Below are 20918 nucleotides of genomic sequence, written 5' to 3'. Positions count from 1 at the left end.
GCGCCCACGATGGCCGGTGAATTCCTCTCGCAAGACGAAGTCGATGCCCTGCTGCGAGGCGTCACCGGCGAGCACGATGACCAGCCCAAGGAGGAAGTGCCCGCCGGCGGCATACGCCCCTACAACCTGGCCAAGCAGGAACGGATCGTGCGCGGCCGCATGCCGTCGCTCGAGATCATCCACGATCGCTTCGGCCGCCTGCTGCGCGTGGGACTGTTCAACTTCCTGCGGCGCAATCCCGAGATCTCGGTCGGTCCGGTGCGGCTGGTCAAGTACAGCGAATTCCTGCGCAACATCGTCGTTCCGACCAACCTGAACATCGTCTCGCTCAAGCCCCTGCGGGGCAATGCCCTGTTCATCTTCGAGCCGCGGCTGGTGTTCTCGGTCATCGACAACCTGTTCGGCGGCGACGGCCGCTATCACACCCGGGTCGAGGGGCGCGACTTCACCGCCACCGAGCAGCGCATCATCCAGCGCATGCTGGCGGTGGTGCTGGACGAATACGCCAAGGCGTGGGCCGCCGTCCACACCATGCACTTCGAATACCAGCGCGCCGAGATGCACACGCAGTTCGCCAACATCGCCACGCCGTCCGAGATCGTCGTCTGCTCGACCTTCTCGATCGAATTCGGCTCGTCCGGCGGCGACCTGCACATCTGTTTTCCGTACGCATCGGTCGAGCCCATCCGCGATGCGCTGTACAGCCCCGTCCAGGGCGACCAGATGGAACCCGACAAACGCTGGCTGCGCATGCTGTCCAAGCAGATCCAGCTGGCCGACGTCGAAATGGTGGTCAACCTGGCCCAGAGCGAACTGGTGTTGCGCGATCTGCTGAACATGCAGAAGGGCGACGTCATCCCGATCGACATCGCCCCCACGCTGCCCGCCTACGTGGACGGCGTGCCCATATTCGACTGCAAGGTCGGCGTCAGCAACGGGCAGTACGCGATCCGCATCGGCAAGGTGCTGGCCACCCTGCAATCGGAAAACCAGTTAGGAGATGAGAATGGAAGCGGATCCTGAACACCTGCCCGAGTCGCCCGGCGCCACGGCCGACGACGACTGGGCCGCGGCGCTGGCCGAGCAGTCGCAGGCCAGCGCGGCCGCTCGCCCCGCCGACGAGCTGTTCGAACAGTTCACCCCCGGCGGCGAGACGTCCAGGACGGTCAACGACATCGAGATCATCATGGACATCCCGGTCACCCTGACCGTGGAACTGGGCCGCACCCGCATCCCCATCAAGCAGATCCTGCAACTGGCGCAGGGTTCGGTGGTGGAACTCGACGGCCTGGCCGGCGAACCCATGGACGTGATGGTCAACGGCTGCCTGATCGCCCAGGGCGAGGTGGTCGTGGTCAACGACAAATTCGGCATCCGGCTGACCGACATCGTCACGCCGTCCGAGCGGCTGCGCCGCCTCAACCGCTAGCCGCCCCATGATTGCCCCCGGTTCGACCCTGCAAACCGTGCTGGCGCTGATCGCCGTGCTGGCGCTGATCATGGCTTGCGCCTGGCTGCTGCGGCGCGTGCAGCGCCCCCAGGCGGGCAGCGGCCATCCGCTGCGGCTGCGCGGCCAGTTGATGGTCGGGCCGCGCGAACGCGTCGTCCTGATCGAGATCGCGGACCAATGGATCGTTGCCGGCGTCTCGGCCGGCAACGTCCGGCCGCTGGCCGTGCTGCCGCGCCCCGGCGACGCGGCCCCCGCGGAATCCGCCGCGGCCGCCCCGCTGCCCGACTTCCGCACGCTCCTGGCCCGCTTGGGCAAACAATGATGCGCGCGCTTGTGCTTCCCATCGCCCTGCTCCTGCTGCTGGCCGCCGGCGGCGTCCATGCGCAGGAAGCCGGCATCCCGGCCCTGACCAGCAGCCCCGGCCCGGGCGACGCCACCACCTGGTCGCTGTCGCTGCAAACGCTGCTGGTGCTGTCGGCGCTGAGCTTCCTGCCGGCCGTGCTGCTGATGATGACCAGCTTCACGCGCATCATCATCGTGCTCTCGCTGCTGCGCAGCGCGCTGGGCCTGCAAGGCTCGCCGCCCAACATGGTGCTGATCGGGCTGGCGCTGTTCATGACCCTGTTCATCATGACGCCCACGCTCGACAAGGTCTATACCGAGGCCTACCAGCCCTTCGACAGCAAGCAGATCGATTTCCGGGAAGCCGTGGACAAGGCCCAGCGGCCGATGAAGGACTTCATGCTCAGGCAGACCCGGGAGTCCGACCTGGCGCTGTTCATGCGCCTGGCCGGCACGCCGCCGGTATCCGAGGCGGCCCAGCTGCCGCTGCGGGTGGTGGTGCCCGCCTTCGTGACCAGCGAACTGAAGACCGCCTTCCAGATCGGCTTCATGGTCTTCCTGCCCTTCCTGGTCATCGACCTGGTCGTCTCCAGCGTGCTGATGTCCATGGGCATGATGATGCTGTCCCCGGTGCTGATCTCGTTGCCTTTCAAGCTCATGCTCTTCGTCCTGGCCGACGGCTGGAACCTGCTGATCGGCAGCCTGGTGGCCAGCTTCCGATGAACCATCTCCCGCCGTGCTCCGCACACCCGTCCGAAGGCCACCCATGAACAGTACCGCCGGCATCCTGACCCTGGCGCAAGAGGCGGTGCAGATCGCCCTTTATCTTGCCGCCCCGCTGCTGCTGTCAGCCCTGGTCGTGGGCCTGGTCATCAGCGTGCTGCAGGCCGCGACCCAGATCAACGAAATGACGCTGTCCTTCGTGCCCAAGCTGGTCGCCATCTTCGCCGCCGCGCTGATCGCCGGCCCATGGATGCTGTCGATGATGACCGACTACATCCGGCGGCTGTTCGAGAACATTCCCTTCATGCTCGGCTGAGCTGCGCCGTCCGTGCTCAGCTTCACCGACGCCGACATCCACGCCGCGATCGCGGCGCTGCTGTGGCCCTTCGTGCGCGCCCTGGCGCTGGTGCAGACCGCGCCGGTGTTCGGGCATCGCGCCGTGCCCCAGCGGGTCAAGGTCGGCCTGGCGCTCCTGATCTCCTTCCTGGTCGCCCCCGCCGTGCCCGCCGCGCCGGTGGACGCGTTCTCCGGGACCGGCCTGCTGCTGCTCCTGCAGCAGATCATCGTGGGCGCGGCCATGGGTTTCGGCCTGCGCGCGGTCTTCGCCGCCTTCGAACTGGCGGGCGACCTGGTGGGATTGCAGATGGGCCTGGGCTTCGCTTCCTTCCTGGACCCGCAGCGCGGCGCGCCCTCGCCGCTGCTGGCCAACTTCCTGATGCTGTCGGCCATGCTTGCCTTCCTGGCCACCGACGGCCACCTGACGCTGCTGCTGACCTTGGGCGACAGCTTCCGCATCATTCCCGTTTCACCCCATCCGCTGGACAACCTGGACTGGATGCGGCTGGCCAACCTGGGCACCATCGTCTTCGCCGGCGGACTCCAGATCGCGCTGCCGGTACTGGCCGCGGTCCTGTCCATCAACATCGCGCTGGGCTTCGTCTCGCGCAGCGCGCCGCAGCTCAACATCTTCAACCTCGGCTTCGCGGTCACGCTGCTGGCGGGCCTGCTGCTGCTGTGGCTGACTTTCAGCGTGCTGGCCGGCCCCATGGAACGCATCGTGGGCATCGCCGTGCCTTACTTCAAGACCGCCGTCATACGCTGACGGGAACGGTCGGGGCTACCAATCCGGCTGTCGCGGCTCGCTGCGCACCCGGCTCAGATGGGCACCGATGCGCGGCCCCGGAAACACCAGGCTGATGCGGGTGCCGGCGAACTCCGGACGGCTGCGCAGATCCCAGTGCGCGCCGTGCGCCTCGGCAATCTCCTTGACGATGGCCAGTCCCAGCCCGGAGCCCCCGGCCTGCGAATTCTTCGCCCGGTAGAAGGCATCGAAAACCCGCGCCCGGTCCTCGGCCGCGATGCCGGGCCCGTCGTCCTCCACGACCAGGCTGGGCGGCGAATCGTTCACGCGCAGCACGATCTCTCCCGGCCCGCCGTGGTAGCGGATGGCATTGTCGATCAGGTTGCCCAGCAACTGGTCCAGCAGCACCGCGTCGCCATCGATCCAGACCGCCTCGTCCGGCGCGATCAGCACGATCTCGACCTGTGCATGGCGCGCAGCCGGCACCCAGCGCGCGCCGCACTCGCGCGTCAATTCGGTCAGGTCGATCCGGGCGAAGGTGTCGCGCGAGCGCACGTTGGCATCGATGCGCGCCAGCACCAGCAATTGCTCGCCGACCCGGATCATGCGGTCGGCGGCGGCCTTGATCCGTTCGGCCCGCTGGCGCACGTCGTCCGGCACCGGACGCGCCAGCATCAACTCGGACTCCAGCTTCAGCCCGCTGAGCGGCGTGCGCAACTGGTGCGCCGCATGGCCGATGAAGCGACGCTGCGCGGCCACCGCCTCGTCCAGCCGGCCCAGCAGCGAATTCGTCTTGGCGATCAGCGGCGTCAGTTCGCTCGGCACGTCGTCGCCGCCTATGGGCTGCAGGTCGTCGATGCTGCGGCTCTCGATCTCGTCCGACAGCTTGCTGACCGACTCCAGGCCCGAACGGACCGCGGTGACGATGACGAAGCCCAGCAGCGCGATCAGCAGCAACTGCCCCGCCACCAACACCGACAGGATCTCCTCGATGAAACGGCTGCGGGTGTTCAGGGTCTCGGCCATCGCCACTTCGACCAGGTAGTCGTCGACACTGAAATCCAGCGCCACCGCGCGCACCGGCAGGCCTTCCACGAGCGAATCGTAGATCGTCGGCACGGCCTTGTTGATGCGGTCGAGCAGCGCGAGCGGCTCGGCCTCGCCATCCGCGGCGCTGTCCGGATCGTCCACCACCGGCGGCGAAGGCAGGACGGCCGTTCCCGCGATGATCTCGCCATCGACGCTGATGCGGAAATAGGTCCGCTCGTCGGGGTCCGTGGTCAGGAAGCGGGTGGTATTCCAGGCCGGGTCGAGCTGCGGCCCCTGGGGGGTCATGACGACCTGGCGCGCCAGCGCGCGGGTGGTATCGATCAGCGCGCGGTCGTGGGACTGGGTGTTGAGCTTGCGGGTCAGGACATAGGTGATGACGCTGTCCATCGTGGCCAGCAGCAGCACGGCGGGCAGCAGCCGCACCAGCAGGTGCCAGGCCAGCGAGCGCCGGTGCAGGACCCGGGTCTCCGGAGCGGGCCGGGCCTCATTGCGCGACGGCATCGGACTCCAGCAGATAGCCGAACCCGCGTACTGTCTGGATGCTGACCCCCGCCTTCTCCAGCCGCTTGCGCAGGCGGTAGACGTAGACCTCGACGGCGTTCTCGCTGAAATCGGCATCCCAGGCCGACAGCGAATTGACGATCTGCCGCTTGGTCACGACGCGGCCGGCGCGCGCCATCAGCATCTCGAGCACGGACAGCTCGCGCACCGACAGCGCGACGCGTTCGCCGCTGACCCGCAGCTCGCGCCCTATCGTATCGAAGCTCAGGGCCCCGACCTCCATGATCGGATTGACCTGGCCCGCGCGCCGCCGTATCTGGGCCCGTACCCGCGCCGCCAGCTCGGGCAGCTCGAAGGGCTTGGTGACGTAGTCGTCGGCGCCGGCATCCAGGCCGGCGACCCGGTCTTCCAGCGCGTCGCGCGCGGTCAGGATCACGACCGGCACCGGATTTTCGTTGGCCCGCAGCCGCCGCAGCACCGTCAGGCCGTCTTCGCCCGGGAGGTTCAGGTCGAGCAGCACCAGGTCGTAGCCCTGGCTGGACAGCGCGGCCGAGGCACGCTCGCCGCTGGAAACGAGATCGACGGCGTAGCCCTGGTCGCCCAGGAACTCGGCCAGGGCACCCCCCAGGGTGGCGTCGTCTTCGATGACCAATACACGCATATGACAAAGCGCCGGGGGACCGGCGCAGCCAGAAAGGGGAAAGCCGCTAGGGTAAACCCAGGCGCTGCCGAAAGCTAGGGCCTGGTCCCCATTCCCTTACTTGGCCGCCGGCGGCGGCTCCGGCGTGCTGACGAAGCCGATGCGCTTCATTCCCGAACGGGACGCGTCGGCCATGACCTGAGCCAGGATCTCGTAGCGGGTGTTCTTGTCCGCGCGCAGGTGCAGCTCGGGCTGCGGCGTGTCCTTGGACACGGTGGCGAAGCGGGCGGGAAGGTCCTCCAGCGTCACCTCGGCGTCGTTCCAGAACACCTTGCCACTGGCGTCGATCGCCAGGTCGATCTTGGCCGGGTCGGAATCGACCGGCGCCGAGGTCGCCTGCGGCACGTCGATGCGCACCGCGTGGGACAGCAGCGGTGCCGTGATGATGAAGATGACCAGCAGCACCAGCATCACGTCGATGAGCGGCACCATGTTGATCTCGGATTGCGGCGCTCCCGCGCCGCGACCGCTGTTGAAACTGCCGAAAGCCATGGAAGACTCCTAGTCTTATTCGCCCGCCTTGGCCTTCAGCGCCCGCACGTTGCCGTCCGTGACGATCTGCTGGCCGGTGGTCAGGAACGCGAACAGGTCGTGGGCGAAGGCGTCCAGGCGCGCCAGCAGCACACGGTTGCTGCGCGTGAAGAAGTTGTAGGCCAGCACCGCGGGAATGGCAACCGCCAGGCCCAGGCCGGTCATGATCAGCGCCTCGCCCACCGGGCCGGCGATGCGGTCGATGGTGGCCGCGCCGCCCTGGCCGATGGAGACCAGCGCGTGGTAGACGCCCCATACCGTGCCGAACAGCCCGACGAAGGGCGCGGTCGATCCCACCGAGGCCAGCAGCGTCAGGCCGTTCTCGAGCTTGGCGGTTTCCTCGTCGATGACCTTGCGCATGGTGCGCGTGACGAAATCGGACTGCGATCCGGCCTCTTCCAGCTTGGCCGCGCCGAACTTCGCGTGATGCAGGCGGGCGTACAGGGCATGGCTGGTCAGGTGTGAGAACGGATCGTTGGCGCCGTGCGTGGTGATTTCGCGGTCCACGGCCTCGAGCGAGGTCGCGTTCCAGAAATGCTGCAGGAAGGTCTCGCCCTGCCGCCGCGAACGCATGTTGGCGATGGCCTTGACGACGATCAGGTACCAGGTCGCGAGCGACATCAGTACCAGGATGAAGAACAGCGCCTTGCCCAGACCGTCGGTCTGAGAGACGAAGTGCGCAAAGCCCAGGCTTGGGGTCTCGGTCATGTCAGTTCCTGAGAGTGAAATCGAACGGCACGATGGCGATGGCGGCGATCGCCATGCCGTTTTCGGTATACGGTTTGAAGCGGCCGCGCCGGGCGGCTTCCAATGCCGCCTCGTCCAGCCGGTTGAATCCCGAGGACTTCTCCAGCGTGGCCTTGTCCACCAGCCCGCGGGTATTGATCAGCAAACGCACCAGTACCTTGCCCTCCTCGCCCAGGCGCTTGGACGTGCGCGGGTACTCCGGCATGGGGGGCGCCCCCAGGTATTCGATGCGGCCGACCAGCTTGGGCTCGTTGGAAACCGGCGCCTGCGGCGCGGCCGTGCGGTCGGACGGCTCGGGCTTGCCGCTGGGCGGTTGCGACGTGGCCGGCTCGGGGGCGGGCGCGGGCGCCGGTTCCGGAGCGGGCTGCGACAAGGCGGTTTCGGAAGGGGGAGCCGGTTCGGGCGGAGGTGGCGCGGGCTTGGGAGGCGGCGGCTTGGGAACGGGCTTGGGGGTGGGCTTGGGAGGAACGGGTTTGGGCTTGGGTTCGGGCTTCGGGGCGGGAGGCGTGGGTGCGGGCGGCGCGGCGGCCACCTGGACCTGGGGCGCGATCTCGACGAACCGGACCTCGACCGTTTCGACCGGCTTGGCGACCTGTGGCTCGGACTTGGCTACCAGTATCGCGCCTACCACCGCCACATGCAGAAGCACCACCGCGGCGCCAGCGCCGACGCGCAGCCCGACGGGGGCCGGCGTATTCCAATGCAAGGTGGCACTCATTCGAATGAATCGCGTAGCTGACCGTGAAGATCGCTACGATATCACAAATGCGACTTATTCGCAGTTAGGTAACAACAACGGCATGCCGGAATCAGGACCCCGGCATGCCGCCCGGTTTCAGCGCTCCATCGTCCGCACGATCAGGGCATCGCAGGGCGTCAGGTAGATGAGCCGTTCCGCCACGCTGCCGATCGCGGTCCGCAGCAGCCCCGTCAGGCCATGCGTGCCCACCACCAGCAGGTCGGTCGGATGGCTGCGCACATAGTCCGGCACCACGCCTTCGGGCAGGCCGTGCTCCAGGACCAGCCGCGTGCCCGCCCGCCCCGCCTGGGACAGGTTGTTGGCGATGAAGCCGTCGGCCAGGCGTTCGGCCGCGCGCCGCGCAGCCTCGACCTCCGCCAGGTCCGGATCGGCCTTCAGCGTGGGATAGGCATGGAACAGCGTCATTTGCGCGGCGGGGAAGAACGCCCGCGCCGCGTTCATCGCCTGGCGGGAGCCCTCGGAGAAATCCGTGGCCGCGACGACGTGCTGATAGCTACGGTGCGGACGCTTCTTCACGATCAGGATGGGCAGCGTCGACTCGCGCGCCAGCTTCTCGACCGTGGACCCGAGCAACAGCCGGCCCAGCGTCTCGTCGCGGGCCACGCCGGTCACGATCAGGTCGCATTGCCGGCCGCGGGCGGTACGCTGGATCACCTCGACGGGATTGCCGGTCTCCAGCACCAGCTCCATCGGCACATCCACCTCGCCCACGATGTCGCGCAGGGCCCGCTCGGCCGTTTCCCTGTCCGCTTCGCGGCTGCCGCGCGCCATCAGCCGCTCGACCAGCGGCGACTCCTCGACGACGTGAAGCACGACGAGCTTGCAACGCCTCTGGCGGGCGATCTCGATCGCGCGGTCCAGGGCCCGGTCGCCGCGGGCACTCAAATCGGTGGCAAGCAAGATGCTGCAAGTATCGGTACCCATGCTGGCATTCCATCATTGTTTTAGGGGAGAACCCATCGTGCCATGAAGCCGGGTGGCGCAAGCCGGCCGCGGTCGGCCGGGCTTGACCTGGATCAACCGGACGTCACGTCCACCGGCCGTAGCCCGCCCCCTTCCGCGTTCGTGGAAGGAGGAACGCCCCTTAAATGAAACCCACGGTAACAAAATGTGGATATCATCCACCCTCACTCGAAATTCCGAATTTGAGGGGCAAATGGATCTTCTTTTCGCGGTTTTGATTGTCCTGATATGTGCCATATCCATTGCGCTTATCATCCGGAGCCGGCGCCGGACGCGGCGTCTGGCGGAAATCGCACGGCGCGGAGGCGCGCTTTGCCCACGATGCGGGCGTTATGTTTCCCCCGGTTCCCTGGCCTGCCGGCACTGCCTGACGCCCATGCAGCCGGCCGCCTCGCGGCAGCGGGCATGAAGCCCCCGCCCGATACGGACCGGGTCGCGCCCGGCTCCGATGCCCCTCCATCCCAGCGGGACGGCCCGCTCCACGATATCTGGCCAGGCTGGACGGACGAGACGATTCCCACCTTGTTCGCGCACCTGTATCTGTTCCGTCTGGCGGCTCATATGGTCCTGCCGCCGGCGCAGCTCCGCGCAATCGCGGACAGGATGGAGCACCTGACCCGCGATCTGCGGGCCATGCATGACCAGAATGACGAGGAACCTTCGCCGTGAAGACTTGCGGGAACGGCAAAGAAAAAGGGGCAGCCCGATGGGCTGCCCCTTTTTGATGGTGCCGGCAATAGGAGTCGAACCTACGACCTTCGCATTACGAATGCGCTGCTCTACCAACTGAGCTATGCCGGCGAAACCTTGCCCAGCCTGATGAACCGCCGCGCCAAAGGCGCAGGCTTCAAGCTAGCCCGCTATTCTAGCAAAACTTTGCTCGGCAATTCAAATGCTATTCCGCATCCGGCTGCGCATCGGGATGGGCGGCCTGGAAGGCGGGCAGCGCGGCGCAATGGTCGGCGATCCGCGCCACCGTCGGCATTCCATCCAGGTTCGCCTTCAGGCGCCGGGCGTTGTAGACCTGCGGCACCAGGCACAGGTCGGCCACCGTCGGCTGGTCGCCGTGGCAGCACAGCCCTGTATAGGGCGAATCGGCCAGCATGCGTTCAAGCGCGGCCAGGCCGCCCTCCACCCAGTGCCGGTACCATTCGTCGCGCCCCTGCTGGTCGATGCCCAGCGGGTTCTTCAGGTACTTCAGCACGCGCAGGTTGTTCAACGGATGGATGTCGCAGGCGACGTTCAACGCCAGCGCCCGCACGCGGGCGCGCTCGGCCGGGGTGGCCGGCAGCAGCGCCGGCTCGGGCCGCGTCTCTTCCAGATATTCGATAATGGCCAGCGACTGGGTCAGCACGTGGCCGTCGTCCTCGAGCACCGGCACCAGGGCATCCGGGCTCAGGCGGCGGAAGTCCGGCTGCAGTTGCTGGCCGCCGTCCTTGAGCAGGTGCACCGCGAGGTAGTCGTACGGCAGCCCCTTCAGGGCCAGCGCGATGCGCACGCGATAGGCGGCGGAACTGCGGAAATAGCTGTAGAGACGCATGGGGGCTCCAGGGGGCTACAGGCGGACGTTCCTGGACAAACCCTTGGGCAGCGGGAAGGCGATGCCTTCCTCGGCGCCGGCCAGGGTACGCACCGAGGCGGCCCCCAGCTCCTTCAGGCGGGCAATGACCTGCTGCACCAGCACATCGGGCGCCGAGGCGCCCGCCGTGACGCCCACGCGCCGGCGCCCTTCCAGCCAGGCCGGGTCGATGTCGCCGGCGCCGTCGATCAGGTAGGCGGCCACGCCCTTGCGCTCGGCCACCTCGCGCAGGCGGTTGGAATTGGAGCTGTTGACGCTGCCCACCACCAGCACCAGGTCGCACTCGGGCGCCATGATCTTGACCGCGTCCTGGCGGTTCTGCGTGGCATAGCAGATGTCGCTTTTCTTGGGCTCGGCGATATTCGGGAACCGGGCCTTGAGCGCCGCCGCGACCTGCGCCGCGTCGTCCACCGACAGCGTGGTCTGGGTCACGTAGGCCAGCCTGCCCGGATCGGCCACGGCCAGCGCGGCCACGTCCTCGACCGTCTCGACCAGGTACATGCCCGCCTCGGACTGGCCCAGCGTGCCCTCGACCTCGGGGTGCCCCTTGTGGCCGATCATGACGATCTCGTTGCCGGCGGCACGCATCTTGGCCACCTCGACGTGGACCTTGGTCACCAGGGGACAGGTGGCGTCGTACACCTGCAGGCCGCGCTGCTCGGCCTCGTGGCGCACCGCTTTGGACACGCCGTGGGCCGAGAACACCACCGTCGAACCGGCCGGCGCCTCGTCCAGTTCCTGGATGAAGATGGCGCCCTTGGCGCGCAGGTCCTCGACCACATAGCGGTTGTGGACGATCTCGTGCCGCACGTAGATGGGCGCGCCGTAGATCTGCAAGGCGCGCTCGACGATCTCGATGGCCCGGTCGACCCCGGCGCAGAAGCCGCGCGGCTGGGCCAGGACCACTTCCATGGGCGCCTGCGCCATCACATCACTCCGAGTATGGACACATCCACCTTCAGTGCCGAACCGGCCAGCGGATGGTTGAAATCGAACAGCGCGTAGTCGTCGCCCTGCTCCTTGAACACGCCCGAATACCGGCCGCCATTGGGCGCGGCGAATTCGACCAGGTCGCCGGGCTCGAAGGTCTCGTCGCCCGCGTGCTCGCGCAGCATCGCCAGGGTCACGCGCTGGATCAGCTCCGGATTGCGGTCGCCGTAGGCCTGCGCGGGAGCGAGGGTGAAACTGAAGCTCTCGCCTTCGCCATGGCCGACCAGCGCCGCCTCCATGCCCGGCGCCCACTGGCCCAGGCCCAATTGCAGCGTGGCCGGACGGCCGGTGAAGGTATCGACGAAAACGCCGCCCGCGCCCTCGCCCGAGGCCAGCGAAATGCGGTAGTGCAGGGTTACGTAGGAGTCCTCACGGACAACGAGGGGCGTGGGGGAAGAAGATGCAGCCAAAGTGTGTCACCGTGTCGATGCTGTGCGCCAAAGAACCGATTTTACCCGTCCTGCCGCCATGCCGACCGCCCTTCCTACCCTCCAGGCCGCCCTGCCCCCCGAAGAACGCCCCCGCGAGCGCCTGTTGCGCCACGGCCCCACGGTGCTGACCGACGCCGAACTGCTGGCCGTGCTGCTGCGCACCGGCACGCACGGCTGCAACGCCCTCGAACTGGGTCGCTGCCTGCTGGGGCGGTTCGGCGGCCTGCGCGGCCTGTTCGGCGCCTCGCGCGACGAACTGCGGGACGTGCCGGGCCTGGGGGAAGTCAAGGCCGCGCAGTTGCAGGCCATCCTGGAACTCGCCCGGCGCGAACTGGCCGAGGAAATCCACCGCGGCGACGCGCTTTCCCGCCCCGAGCAGGTCCGCCGCTACTGCGCCGCCACCCTGGCCCACCGCCGTATCGAATGCTGCATGGCGCTGTACCTGGACGCGCGCAACCGCCTCATCACCAGCGAAATACTGTCCCAGGGCACCTTGGCCCAGGCCACCGTCTACCCCCGCGAAATCGTCCGCGCCGCGCTGCGCCATCACGCCGCCTCGGTCATCCTCGCGCACAACCACCCGTCGGGCAACGCCGAACCCAGCCAGGCCGACGAACACCTCACCCGCCACGTCCGAGCCGCGCTGGCGCTGGTGGACGTGCGCCTGCTCGATCACATCATCGTGGCGGGCGGGCAGACGACGTCGCTGGCGGAGCGCGGAGTGGTGTAGGGTCCGCTCCGGCCTCCGCCGTCTCAAGCCCCCTACCAATGCGCCATGGGCAACCCCGCCACGGGAGCCCGGAAATACGGAATCCGCTCCCCTCGCAAGCTCCCGATATAAACCGTCCGCAGGTCTTTTCCCCCGAACGTCACGCTCGCGAACCACGGCGCGATCCTTCCCCCGCACGCCAGCATCATCTCCGGCGTCGCCTCGCCCCGCTCGAACGCCGCCATCAGCGCCCGCCCCGCGGCGCTGCCGCCATCGTCGTCCAGCACGATCCGCAACTCCCCTTCCGGCGTGATCGCGAAGATCCGGTCCGTCATCACGTGCGTGCCCCACAGATTGCCATGGACATCGAACGCGATGCCGTCGATGAAGGCGCCGTGGTCGGCGGGACCGAACACCTCGCGGCCCGACAGGCTGCCGTCCGTCGCCACCCGCAGGCGCGAAACGCGCCGGGCGCAGGTCTCGGCCACGTACAGCCATTCCTCGCGGGCATCGAGCCGGATCTCGTTGGTGAAGTGGAAGCCGTCGGCCACGATGCGCAGCCGGCCGTGCTCGTACAAGGCGATATAGCCGTCGGCAACCTTGGGATCCATGGCCTGCATCCAGTTCCTGATGCGGGTGGAAATGGTCAGCCACAGCCGGTCGCGGCTGTCGCGCAGCACGAAGTTGACCTTGCCGATGGGCTGGCCGTCCACCGTGTCGGCCAGCACGCGGGTCTGGCCCTCGCGCGTCATCAGTTCCAGCCGGTCGGTGCCGAAATTGGAGATGACGATGTCGCCGTTGCGGGCGAAGGCCAGGCCGTTGGGCAAGGTGCCCGCGACGAAGCGGGTGGCGTCGTCGGCGGCCTGGCGAAAGTGCGTGTCGGCCTGCTGCGTGACCAGCCGCTGGCTGCCGTCGGGCCGGATGTGGACCACGCCGCCGCGCGCATCGGCGGCCCATAGCGAACCGTCGCGCTCGGCCAGGATGCATTCGGGGCGTTGCAGCCCCTGCCCCGCATAGGCGATGGCGGCCGGATCGACGACGAAGCCGTCCAGCGGATTGGAAGCGCCCGCCATGGCCGCGCTCAGAACCCGACCCGGTCCGCGCCCTTGAGCGCCAGCATGGCGCGGGCTTCGTCCGGCGTCGCGATCTCGTGCCCCATTTCCTCCAGGATGCGCCGCACCTTGGCGACCTGATCGGCATTCGACGCCGCCAGCTGGCCCTTGCCGATGTACAGGCTGTCCTCCAGACCGACCCGCACACTGCCGCCCAGCAAGGCCGCCTGCGTGGCGAAGTTCATCTGGTGGCGGCCGGCGGCCAGCACCGACCAGCGGTAGTCGTTGCCGAACAGGCGGTCGGCCGTGCGTTTCATGAACATGAGATTGTCCAGCTCGGCGCCGATGCCGCCCAGGATGCCGAAGATCATCTGGATGAAGAACGGCGGCTTGAGCAGGCCGCGGTCGACGAAATGCGCGACGTTGTACAGGTGGCCGACGTCGTAGCACTCGTGCTCGAAGCGGGTGCCGTGCTCCTCGCCCAGCATTTTCAGGATGCGCTCGATGTCGCGGAAGGTGTTGCGGAAGATGAAGTCGTCGGTGTTGCGCAGGTAGCTCTCTTCCCAGTCGAACTTCCACTGCTTGTAGCGATCGGCCATGGGGTAGATGCCGAAATTCATCGATCCCATGTTGAGCGAGCACATCTCGGGCTTGGCCAGCAGCGGCGCGGCCAGGCGCTGCTCCACCGTCATGTTCAGCCCGCCGCCGGTGGTGACGTTGATGACGGCGTCGGTGGCTTCCTTGATCTTCGGCAGGAACTGCATGAATACCGCCGGGTCGGGCGTGGGCCGGCCGTCCTTGGGATCGCGCGCGTGCAGGTGCAGGATGGCCGCGCCGGCCTGGGCCGCCGCGATGGACTGCTCGGCGATGTCCTCGGGGCGATACGGCAGCGCCTCGGACATGGTGGGCGTATGGATGCCGCCCGTGACCGCGCAGGTGATGATGATTTTGGGCGCGGATTTCTTGGCGGGCTTGGCTTGGGTGTCGTTCATCGCGGGCTCCGGTTCAGTCTTCGAAAATGGCCACGGCGCGGGTGAAACCGGCCGAGGCGCCACGGATCTTGTAGGGAAAGCACGAGACGATGAATCCGTGCGGCGGCAGGCTTTCCAGGTTGCCGAGCTTCTCCAGGTGGCAGTAGGCCCGCGCCATGCCCGCGCGATGGCCTTCCCAGATCATGGCGGGATCCGGGCTTTCGGCGAAGCGCTTGGCGGTGTGCACGAAGGGCGCGTCCCAGCTCCAGCCATCGGTGCCGGTCACGCGCACGCCACGCTCGGTCAGGTAGAGCGTCGCCTCCATGCCCATGCCGCAGCCGGCCGACACATAGTCGGGCTGGCCGTAGCGCGCGCCGGCCGCCGTGTTCACCAGCACGATGTCGTAGGGTTCGAGCACGTGGCCGATGCGGGCCAGTTCGGCCTCGACCTCGTCCGGCGTGACCACGTGGCCGTCGGGCAGATGGCGGAAGTCCAGCTTCACGCCGCGGCTGAAGCACCACTCCAGCGGCACTTCGTCGATGGTGATGGCGCGCTCGCCCCCGTCCATGGTCGAGTGGAAGTGATACGGCGCATCCAGGTGCGTGCCGTTGTGGGTCGAGACGTTCAGCCGCTCGATGGCCCACCCCTCGCCGCCCGGCAGATCGGCCACGTCCAGCCCGGGAAAGAAGGACGCCATGTCGGCGGCCGTCGAGCGATGGTCGAGATAGGCGATCTGCGGCAGGTGGCCGGGCGGATCGGAAGCGATGCGGTCGTCGAGGGCGACGGAAAGGTCGACGAAACGTCGAGGCATGATGGACTCCTTCGTTCAGCGTCCGAGCAGGCCGGTGGCCAGCCACGGAAATACCAGGATCAGGGCGAGCACCGCCACCATGATGGCGGCGAACGGCAAGGCGCCGCGGAAGATCTCGCCCAGTTTCAGCGTGGGGTCGGGCGAGGTCCCCTTGATGACATAGACGGAAAGCCCGAACGGCGGCGTCAGCAGGCCCACCTCGACCGCGATCACGGTGATGATGCCGAACCAGATGGGATCGATGCCGAAGGCCTTCATGATCGGGTAGAACAACGGCACCACGATCAGCAGGATGGACGAGCTGTCCAGGATGGTCCCCATCGCGATGACCAGCAGCACGTAGGCGATGACGATCCCCCAGTAGCCGATGTCGCTGGCCGCCAGGGCCGCGGTCAGGAACTCCGGCAGGCCGCTGAGCGACAGCATGCGCGAATACATGCTGGCCGCGATGATCAGGAAGCAGATGGCGGCGGTGACCTGGCCGGTGTCGGTCAGCACCCGCCAGATGCGCCCGGGCGGCAGCGCGCGCCGGAACAGTCCGATCAGCACCGCGCCCAGCGCGCCGACGGCGCCGGCTTCGGTCGGTGTGAAGAACCCGCCGTAGATGCCGCCCAGCACCAGGGCGATCAGCAGCACGATGGGTAGCGCCTTGCGTCCCATCGCGGCGGCGGACAGCGGCGCGACGTCCTCGGAGATGCTGGAGCCGGCGAAGTCGGGGCGCTTGCGGGCCATCCAGTAGACGCCCAGCCCGAAGGCGATCGCCAGCACGATGCCCGGCACCACGCCGGCCAGGAACAGGTCGCCCACCGATTGCTCGGTCAGGATGCCGTACAGGATGAGCAGCAGGCTGGGCGGGATCAGCATGCCCAGCACCGAGCTGCCCGCCACGATGCCGTAGGCGAAGCGTTTGGTGTAGCCGTGCCGCAGCATCTCGGGCACGGCCACCCGGGTGAACACCGCGGCCGACGCGATCGAGATGCCGGTGATCGCGGCGAAGATCGCATTGGCGCCCACGGTGGCGATGCCCAGGCCGCCCTTGATGCGTCCCAGCATGCGATTGGCGACGTCGAACGCGTCGCGGCCGATGTCGGCCTGCGATACGACGAAGCCCATCAGCACGAACAGCGGCACCACGCCGAAGATGTAGGAGTCGATGGACTCGGTGGCGGCCAGGGCCAGCATGCGGCCCGTGATCAGGAAACTGCCCTTGATCGCCAGCACGCCCAGGAAGGAACAGACGGCCAGCGCGATGGCGACGTGCATGCCGGCATAGATCAGCCCCACCATCCCGAGCAGCGCCAGCGCGCCGATGATCAGATCATTCATTCACGCCTCCGCTTCCACGGCCCGGCCGTTCGTCGCCACGGCCGCGCACAGCGCGCGCGCCGTCCTGGCCAGGAACTGCAGGCCCAGGGCCGCCGTCCCCACCAGCATGACCAGGCGCACCGGCCAGATCGGCGCGGTGAAGTCGCCGATCGCGCCGACGAACAGATCGCGTGTCCAGGCCCGCTCGAACAGCGGCAGGAGGCCGTTGAACAGCACCGCGCAGAACCCGGCGCCGATCAGGCAGTACAAGGCTTCCAGTCCGGCGCGCCCCCGCGGCGGCAGCTTGTCCAGCAGCACCTCGGCCCGCGTCAGCCCGCCCAGCCGCAGCGAATGGGCAATCTGCAGGAAGACGATGGCGACGATGGACATGCTGACCATCTCGGGCACGCCCGAGATGGGATGGCCGAAGAAGGCACGGCCCGCGATGTCCGAGTTGATGGCGATCATCACGCCGACGATCAGCAGCGTACCCAGGGCGTTCAGGACCGCGGTGCAGGCATCCAGGATGCGCAGCAGCGGGTGGACGGGCGCGGGAAGGAAATCGCCCTCCCCGGTGGTGGGGACTTCAGACATGGATGACCTCGCCGCCCGGTTCAGTTCCGATCCCAGTCGCGCACCGGCTTGGCCCCGGCCGCGCGCACTTCCTTCATGTAGGCGTCCAGCACCTGCTTGGCCGGCAGCTTCTGCTTCTGCAACTCGGCAATCCAGCCCTTGGTCGGGTCTTCCAGCACCTTGGCATAGGCGCCGCGCAGGGCGGCCGAATCCGGATTGAGCTTGCCGCCCTTGGCCACCAGTTCGTCCAGCGCGGCCTGCGTGGCCTTGCGCAGGTCGTCGGTATAGGCTTTCTCGAAGGCCTGGGCGCCCGTCTTCAATGCCTTCTTCAGGGCTTCCGGCTGCGCGTCGTACCAGTCCTTGTTGGCCGCGATGCCGCCCGAATACTGCGCGCCGTAGCCGACCTGCGTGATGTAGGGAGCCACCTCCTGGATCTTGGCCGGCAGGGCCGCGGTGGCGAAGGTGACCACGCCGTCGTAGAGCCCCGTCTGCAGCGAGTTGTAGTACTCGGTCAGATTGCCGGCGACACCCACGGCGCCGGTGCCCTTCATCCAGTTGATCGAGGGGCCCGGCGTACCGATCTTGCGGCCCTTCAGATCGGCCACGCTCTTGACCGGAAACTTCGTGAACAGCAGGTAGTCGTCAAGCCCGAAACCACCGCCGATATAGACCACGTCGTTCGCTTCCCAGGCCTTGGCCATGGCCGGGATCTTGCTTTGCACTTCCTGCACGGCATGGGTGACCACGCCGGGATCGGTCGAGACGAAGGGCGTGTAGTAGGTGACGTTCTGCAACGGCAGCTTGGCCGGCTCGAAGATCGTGGGCACCAGCGCGACGTCGGCCACGCCGTCCTGGGCCGCTTCCAGCTCTTCGCCGACCTTGGCCAGCGAACCGCCGTACTGCTGCTTCCACTCGATCCTGATATCCGAACCTTCCAGCGCCTTGTTCACCGCCGGCACGAAGGTCTCCTGCAGATGCTTGACCCAGCGGAATACCGGCGGGTGGCCGTTGACCAGTGTCACGGTAATGGTCTTGGCCTGTACCGCCATCGTGGTGGTGGCCAGCAAAGCCGCCAATGCGGCCGGCAGAATACGCATGCATGTCTCCTTGTCAGGGGGCCGGGCTCATTGCGGCCCGGTTCTCGGTCGGGGCGCCGCCCCGGGGAATCAGCCGGCTCCGGAACCGGAGCGCGGGGGAAAAACAGGAGGACGGCCCGTGCGGCCGGCGGCGCGATCGGCCGCCAGCGCCTCGATGCCGGCGCTGATGAAAGGCACCAGGCGAGCCATGACGGCATCGACGTCGCTGTCGTCGCAGGCGCCGTCCGACAGGCGCCCGGCCCGGCCGGTGGCGGCCATCATGGTCATGCCCACGCCAATGGCGAACATGTAGGACCACACCGCGTCCTCTTGCTGCAACTGGGGCAGGATGCGGCGGAAAGCGTCGATGAAGCGGCGGGCGATCGCGTCGTAGTGGGCGCCGATCAGCGTGCGCGAACGCTCGTCCTCGGCATTGGCCGTGGCCGCCAGCACGCGCGAGAACAGATTGCCCGCGGGCCCCTCGTGGCCGAACTCCACCGTGGGCCGGAACAAGGCCTCCAGCAGGTCGCCCAGCGTGGGCCTGCCCTGCCCGTCCGGCCCGAACAGCCGGTCCAGCGCAGCCGCGCGCACGGCGTTGATGGCGTCGGAGCGGCGCGCGAACATCGCCTCGTACAGCTTTTCCTTGGTGCCGAAGTGGTAATGCAGCAATGCCTGGGCCACGCCCGCCTCATTGGCGATCTGCCGCATGCTGGTGCCGTCGAAGCCATGGGCGGCGAAAACCCCTTCGGCGGCGTCGAGGATGGCGGTTCGGGCGTTCTGGTCGGTCAAGGCGCGCTTCCTGGGTAGGGATGCGCTAGCCTAGGCCCTGACTGATCGATCAGTCAACATAGGGTTAGCGAGCGGCCCATTCGCGTTGTCGGCGGCCCGATGCCGTAGAATGCCGTGGCGGCTCCGCAGGAAAACAAGCTGCGCCACAAACAACGGCTTGAAAAAACGGCGGCTTTCGTGCTATTCTTGCGAGCTTTACGGCGTTGCCCTTGGTCCGCGAGAAAACTCGGTCCGGGAAAATAAAACGTTTCGAGCCTGGCAAACTTGGCTCGCGATGTTTTTAGCGCACGTTTTCAACGCATTCTGGCCCTGCGCCGGGATGCCTTGAGAACCCGTGCGAACCGGGTCGGCATCCATCCTGCCAAGCCGCGCCAGAACTTCGGGGCACTATCCGGCATTGCCGGTCCCCGGATCCGTCTCCCGAATTCACGAAATAGTAGAAGAGGTGTCGCCATGGCACGAGTATGTCAAGTAACCGGTAAGGGTCCGATCACGGGCAACAACGTTTCCCACGCCAACAACAAGACCAAGCGCCGTTTCCTGCCGAACCTGCAATCCCGCAGGTTCTGGGTCGAAAGCGAAAACCGCTGGGTTCGCCTGCGTGTCAGCACCAACGCCCTGCGCACCATCGACAAGAACGGCATCGAAGCCGTCCTGGCCGACCTGCGCGCTCGCGGCGAAGCCGTTTAATCACCGGATCCACAGGAGCACACCATGGCCACCAAGGGTATTCGCGAAAAGATCAAGCTCGAGTCCACCGCCGGAACCGGGCATTTCTACACCACGACCAAGAACAAGCGCACCACCCCGGAAAAGATGCTGATCAAGAAGTTCGATCCGGTCGCGCGCAAGCACGTGGACTACAAGGAAACCAAGCTGAAGTAATCGGCTCGGTTTTGCAAAAAAAACCCCGCCCAGGCGGGGTTTTTTTTGCCTGCGGCAAACGCGCCGCTATGCCCCGCCGGCGGCCGCCATCGTCCGCCGGGCCCGCGCCAGCACCGGCGCATCGACCATTCTCCCGTCCAACCGGAACGCCCCCCGCTGCCCCGCCGCCGCCTCGACGACGCGGCGGGCCCATGCCAATTCCGCGTCCGAAGGACTGAAGGCCTCGTTGATCGCGGCGACCTGCATGGGATGCACGCACAGCATGCCGCCCATGCCCGCCCCGCGTGCCCGCGCGGCTTCGGCGCGCAGGCCGTCGGCGTCGTCCAGTGCCGGATGCACGCCGTCGAGCGGCGCGGGCAGGTCCGCGGCGCGCGCGTGAAGCAGCATGCGGTGCCGGGCATCGTCCAGGACCGCACGGCCCACCGCCGATACCGGATCCAGGTCGAGGTCCAGCGCGAAATCCAGGCTGCCGAACACCAGGCGCTCCACCCCCGGCGCACCGGCGATGGCCTCCAGCGCCAGCACGCCGCGCGCGCTTTCGATCAGCGGCCAGACGGGCCGGCCGGCCGCCGCCGCCCGGGCCACGTCCGCCGCCGACTCCGCCTTGGGCAGCATCACCGCGGCCACCGCGGGACTGGCGGCGCACAGCGCGATGTCCTCGTCGAAATAGATCGTCTGGACCGCATTGACGCGCACCACCACCGGCCGATCCCCGCAAGTTTTCAGGGATGCCGCCACGGCCGCGCGCGCAGCCGCCTTGACATCGGGTTCGACCGCGTCCTCCAGGTCCACGATGACGGCATCCGCGCCGCTGGCCAGCGCCTTGGGCAGCCGTTCGGGCCGGTCCCCCGGCACGAACAAGGCGGAGCGCACGCGCTTCATGGCGCCACCGCCCGGGC

Annotated in this window: 26 protein-coding genes, 1 tRNA gene and 1 pseudogene; 10 read left to right on the top strand and 18 right to left on the bottom strand. The window is 67.6% G+C overall.

Annotated features, from left to right (window positions below):
* Positions 1-9: 9 nt before the first annotated feature.
* Genes fliM through fliR form a run of 6 tightly spaced genes read left to right on the top strand, consistent with a single transcriptional unit; the run spans position 10 to position 3617 of the window.
* On the top strand, positions 10-1023 hold the full coding sequence (fliM, locus tag WKR98_RS24115; RefSeq protein ID WP_124690244.1) for a flagellar motor switch protein FliM: 1014 nt from the start codon (positions 10-12) through the stop codon (positions 1021-1023).
* On the top strand, positions 1007-1429 hold the full coding sequence (fliN, locus tag WKR98_RS24110; protein WP_152796145.1) for a flagellar motor switch protein FliN: 423 nt from the start codon (positions 1007-1009) through the stop codon (positions 1427-1429). The genes fliM and fliN overlap by 17 nt, the downstream gene beginning before the upstream one ends.
* Before the next feature lie 7 nt (positions 1430-1436).
* A complete protein-coding gene (gene fliO, locus WKR98_RS24105; protein ID WP_341434874.1) occupies positions 1437-1772 on the top strand; it encodes a flagellar biosynthetic protein FliO in 336 nt (111 codons plus the stop codon).
* Positions 1769-2515 carry a flagellar type III secretion system pore protein FliP gene (fliP, locus tag WKR98_RS24100; protein WP_445936154.1) on the top strand — a complete coding sequence of 249 codons (747 nt, stop codon included), beginning with the start codon at positions 1769-1771 and terminating at the stop codon, positions 2513-2515. Before fliO ends, fliP begins: the two co-directional genes overlap by 4 nt.
* Positions 2516-2558: 43 nt before the next feature.
* Positions 2559-2831: a flagellar biosynthesis protein FliQ gene (gene fliQ / locus WKR98_RS24095; RefSeq protein WP_124690248.1), complete on the top strand. Its 273-nt coding sequence runs from the start codon at positions 2559-2561 to the stop codon at positions 2829-2831.
* 12 nt (positions 2832-2843) lie between these two features.
* Entirely contained in the window at positions 2844-3617 is a 774-nt protein-coding gene (gene fliR, locus WKR98_RS24090; protein ID WP_124690249.1) for a flagellar biosynthetic protein FliR, read from the top strand.
* Between the two features lie 15 nt (positions 3618-3632).
* Here the strand turns inward: fliR and WKR98_RS29290 are convergent, their stop codons facing one another.
* The 6 genes and pseudogenes from WKR98_RS29290 to WKR98_RS24055 form a co-directional block, all read right to left on the bottom strand.
* Positions 3633-5147 (bottom strand): sensor histidine kinase, encoded by a 1515-nt coding sequence (locus tag WKR98_RS29290; RefSeq protein WP_124690250.1) that lies wholly within the window; start codon positions 5145-5147, stop codon positions 3633-3635.
* Positions 5131-5808 carry a response regulator gene (locus WKR98_RS24075; RefSeq protein WP_124690251.1) on the bottom strand — a complete coding sequence of 226 codons (678 nt, stop codon included), beginning with the start codon at positions 5806-5808 and terminating at the stop codon, positions 5131-5133. Before WKR98_RS24075 ends, WKR98_RS29290 begins: the two co-directional genes overlap by 17 nt.
* A gap of 96 nt (positions 5809-5904) precedes the next feature.
* The gene (locus WKR98_RS24070; RefSeq protein WP_124690252.1) at positions 5905-6339 is read right to left on the bottom strand and encodes an ExbD/TolR family protein; all 435 of its coding nucleotides are present in this window, start codon (positions 6337-6339) and stop codon (positions 5905-5907) included.
* A 15-nt stretch (positions 6340-6354) separates the two neighbouring features.
* A pseudogene (locus WKR98_RS24065) lies at positions 6355-7077 on the bottom strand (MotA/TolQ/ExbB proton channel family protein); the annotation flags it as partial.
* Between the two features lie 10 nt (positions 7078-7087).
* Entirely contained in the window at positions 7088-7843 is a 756-nt protein-coding gene (locus WKR98_RS24060) for an energy transducer TonB (RefSeq protein WP_124690254.1), read from the bottom strand.
* 117 nt (positions 7844-7960) lie between these two features.
* Positions 7961-8809 (bottom strand): universal stress protein, encoded by an 849-nt coding sequence (locus WKR98_RS24055; protein WP_124690255.1) that lies wholly within the window; start codon positions 8807-8809, stop codon positions 7961-7963.
* A 444-nt stretch (positions 8810-9253) separates the two neighbouring features.
* Here WKR98_RS24055 and WKR98_RS24050 point away from each other — a divergent pair, with 444 nt between their 5' ends.
* Entirely contained in the window at positions 9254-9517 is a 264-nt protein-coding gene (locus tag WKR98_RS24050; protein WP_341434873.1) for a hypothetical protein, read from the top strand.
* Between the two features lie 56 nt (positions 9518-9573).
* Here the strand turns inward: WKR98_RS24050 and WKR98_RS24045 are convergent.
* The 4 genes from WKR98_RS24045 to WKR98_RS24030 form a co-directional block, all read right to left on the bottom strand.
* A tRNA-Thr gene (locus WKR98_RS24045) sits at positions 9574-9649 on the bottom strand.
* A gap of 94 nt (positions 9650-9743) precedes the next feature.
* Complete coding sequence (gene maiA, locus WKR98_RS24040) at positions 9744-10388, bottom strand: maleylacetoacetate isomerase (protein ID WP_124690257.1); 645 nt, start codon at positions 10386-10388, stop codon at positions 9744-9746.
* A gap of 15 nt (positions 10389-10403) precedes the next feature.
* On the bottom strand, positions 10404-11354 hold the full coding sequence (ispH, locus tag WKR98_RS24035) for a 4-hydroxy-3-methylbut-2-enyl diphosphate reductase (protein ID WP_124690258.1): 951 nt from the start codon (positions 11352-11354) through the stop codon (positions 10404-10406).
* Positions 11354-11827, bottom strand: coding sequence for an FKBP-type peptidyl-prolyl cis-trans isomerase (locus WKR98_RS24030; protein ID WP_124690259.1), 474 nt, complete (start codon positions 11825-11827; stop codon positions 11354-11356). Before WKR98_RS24030 ends, ispH begins: the two co-directional genes overlap by 1 nt.
* 58 nt (positions 11828-11885) lie before the next feature.
* Between WKR98_RS24030 and radC the strand changes: the two genes are divergently transcribed.
* Entirely contained in the window at positions 11886-12578 is a 693-nt protein-coding gene (gene radC, locus WKR98_RS24025) for a RadC family protein (RefSeq protein ID WP_124690260.1), read from the top strand.
* A gap of 32 nt (positions 12579-12610) precedes the next feature.
* On the opposite strand, the gene WKR98_RS24020 is transcribed toward radC, so the two are convergent.
* The 7 genes from WKR98_RS24020 to WKR98_RS23990 all read right to left on the bottom strand — a co-directional run bounded on the left by WKR98_RS24020 (position 12611) and on the right by WKR98_RS23990 (position 19134).
* Entirely contained in the window at positions 12611-13630 is a 1020-nt protein-coding gene (locus WKR98_RS24020; RefSeq protein WP_124690261.1) for an SMP-30/gluconolactonase/LRE family protein, read from the bottom strand.
* 8 nt (positions 13631-13638) lie between these two features.
* Entirely contained in the window at positions 13639-14601 is a 963-nt protein-coding gene (locus WKR98_RS24015; RefSeq protein ID WP_341434872.1) for a 3-keto-5-aminohexanoate cleavage protein, read from the bottom strand.
* A gap of 13 nt (positions 14602-14614) precedes the next feature.
* Positions 14615-15391, bottom strand: a complete 777-nt coding sequence (locus tag WKR98_RS24010) for a cyclase family protein (protein ID WP_124690263.1) — start codon at positions 15389-15391, stop codon at positions 14615-14617.
* Positions 15392-15406: 15 nt separating this feature from the next.
* Positions 15407-16717: a TRAP transporter large permease gene (locus tag WKR98_RS24005; protein WP_341434871.1), complete on the bottom strand. Its 1311-nt coding sequence runs from the start codon at positions 16715-16717 to the stop codon at positions 15407-15409.
* A complete protein-coding gene (locus WKR98_RS24000; protein WP_124690265.1) occupies positions 16718-17290 on the bottom strand; it encodes a TRAP transporter small permease subunit in 573 nt (190 codons plus the stop codon).
* Between the two features lie 20 nt (positions 17291-17310).
* Complete coding sequence (locus WKR98_RS23995; RefSeq protein ID WP_341434870.1) at positions 17311-18366, bottom strand: C4-dicarboxylate TRAP transporter substrate-binding protein; 1056 nt, start codon at positions 18364-18366, stop codon at positions 17311-17313.
* Positions 18367-18435: 69 nt separating this feature from the next.
* Positions 18436-19134 carry a TetR/AcrR family transcriptional regulator gene (locus WKR98_RS23990; protein WP_124690267.1) on the bottom strand — a complete coding sequence of 233 codons (699 nt, stop codon included), beginning with the start codon at positions 19132-19134 and terminating at the stop codon, positions 18436-18438.
* A gap of 453 nt (positions 19135-19587) precedes the next feature.
* On the opposite strand from WKR98_RS23990, the gene rpmB reads away from it, so the two are divergent.
* Together rpmB and rpmG are read left to right on the top strand one after the other, a co-directional pair.
* The gene (rpmB, locus tag WKR98_RS23985) at positions 19588-19824 is read left to right on the top strand and encodes a 50S ribosomal protein L28 (RefSeq protein WP_124690268.1); all 237 of its coding nucleotides are present in this window, start codon (positions 19588-19590) and stop codon (positions 19822-19824) included.
* A gap of 24 nt (positions 19825-19848) precedes the next feature.
* Positions 19849-20019 carry a 50S ribosomal protein L33 gene (gene rpmG, locus WKR98_RS23980; protein WP_124690269.1) on the top strand — a complete coding sequence of 57 codons (171 nt, stop codon included), beginning with the start codon at positions 19849-19851 and terminating at the stop codon, positions 20017-20019.
* A gap of 66 nt (positions 20020-20085) precedes the next feature.
* Here the strand turns inward: rpmG and WKR98_RS23975 are convergent, their stop codons facing one another.
* The gene (locus WKR98_RS23975; protein ID WP_341434869.1) at positions 20086-20901 is read right to left on the bottom strand and encodes an HpcH/HpaI aldolase/citrate lyase family protein; all 816 of its coding nucleotides are present in this window, start codon (positions 20899-20901) and stop codon (positions 20086-20088) included.
* Between the last annotated feature and the right edge of the window lie 17 nt (positions 20902-20918).

The sequence above is a fragment of the Pigmentiphaga sp. YJ18 genome (assembly GCF_038066655.1).
Lineage (GTDB): Bacteria > Pseudomonadota > Gammaproteobacteria > Burkholderiales > Burkholderiaceae_B > Pigmentiphaga.
Note: the sequence above shows the minus strand (reverse complement) of the source record. Positions and strands in the feature narration are given on the sequence as shown.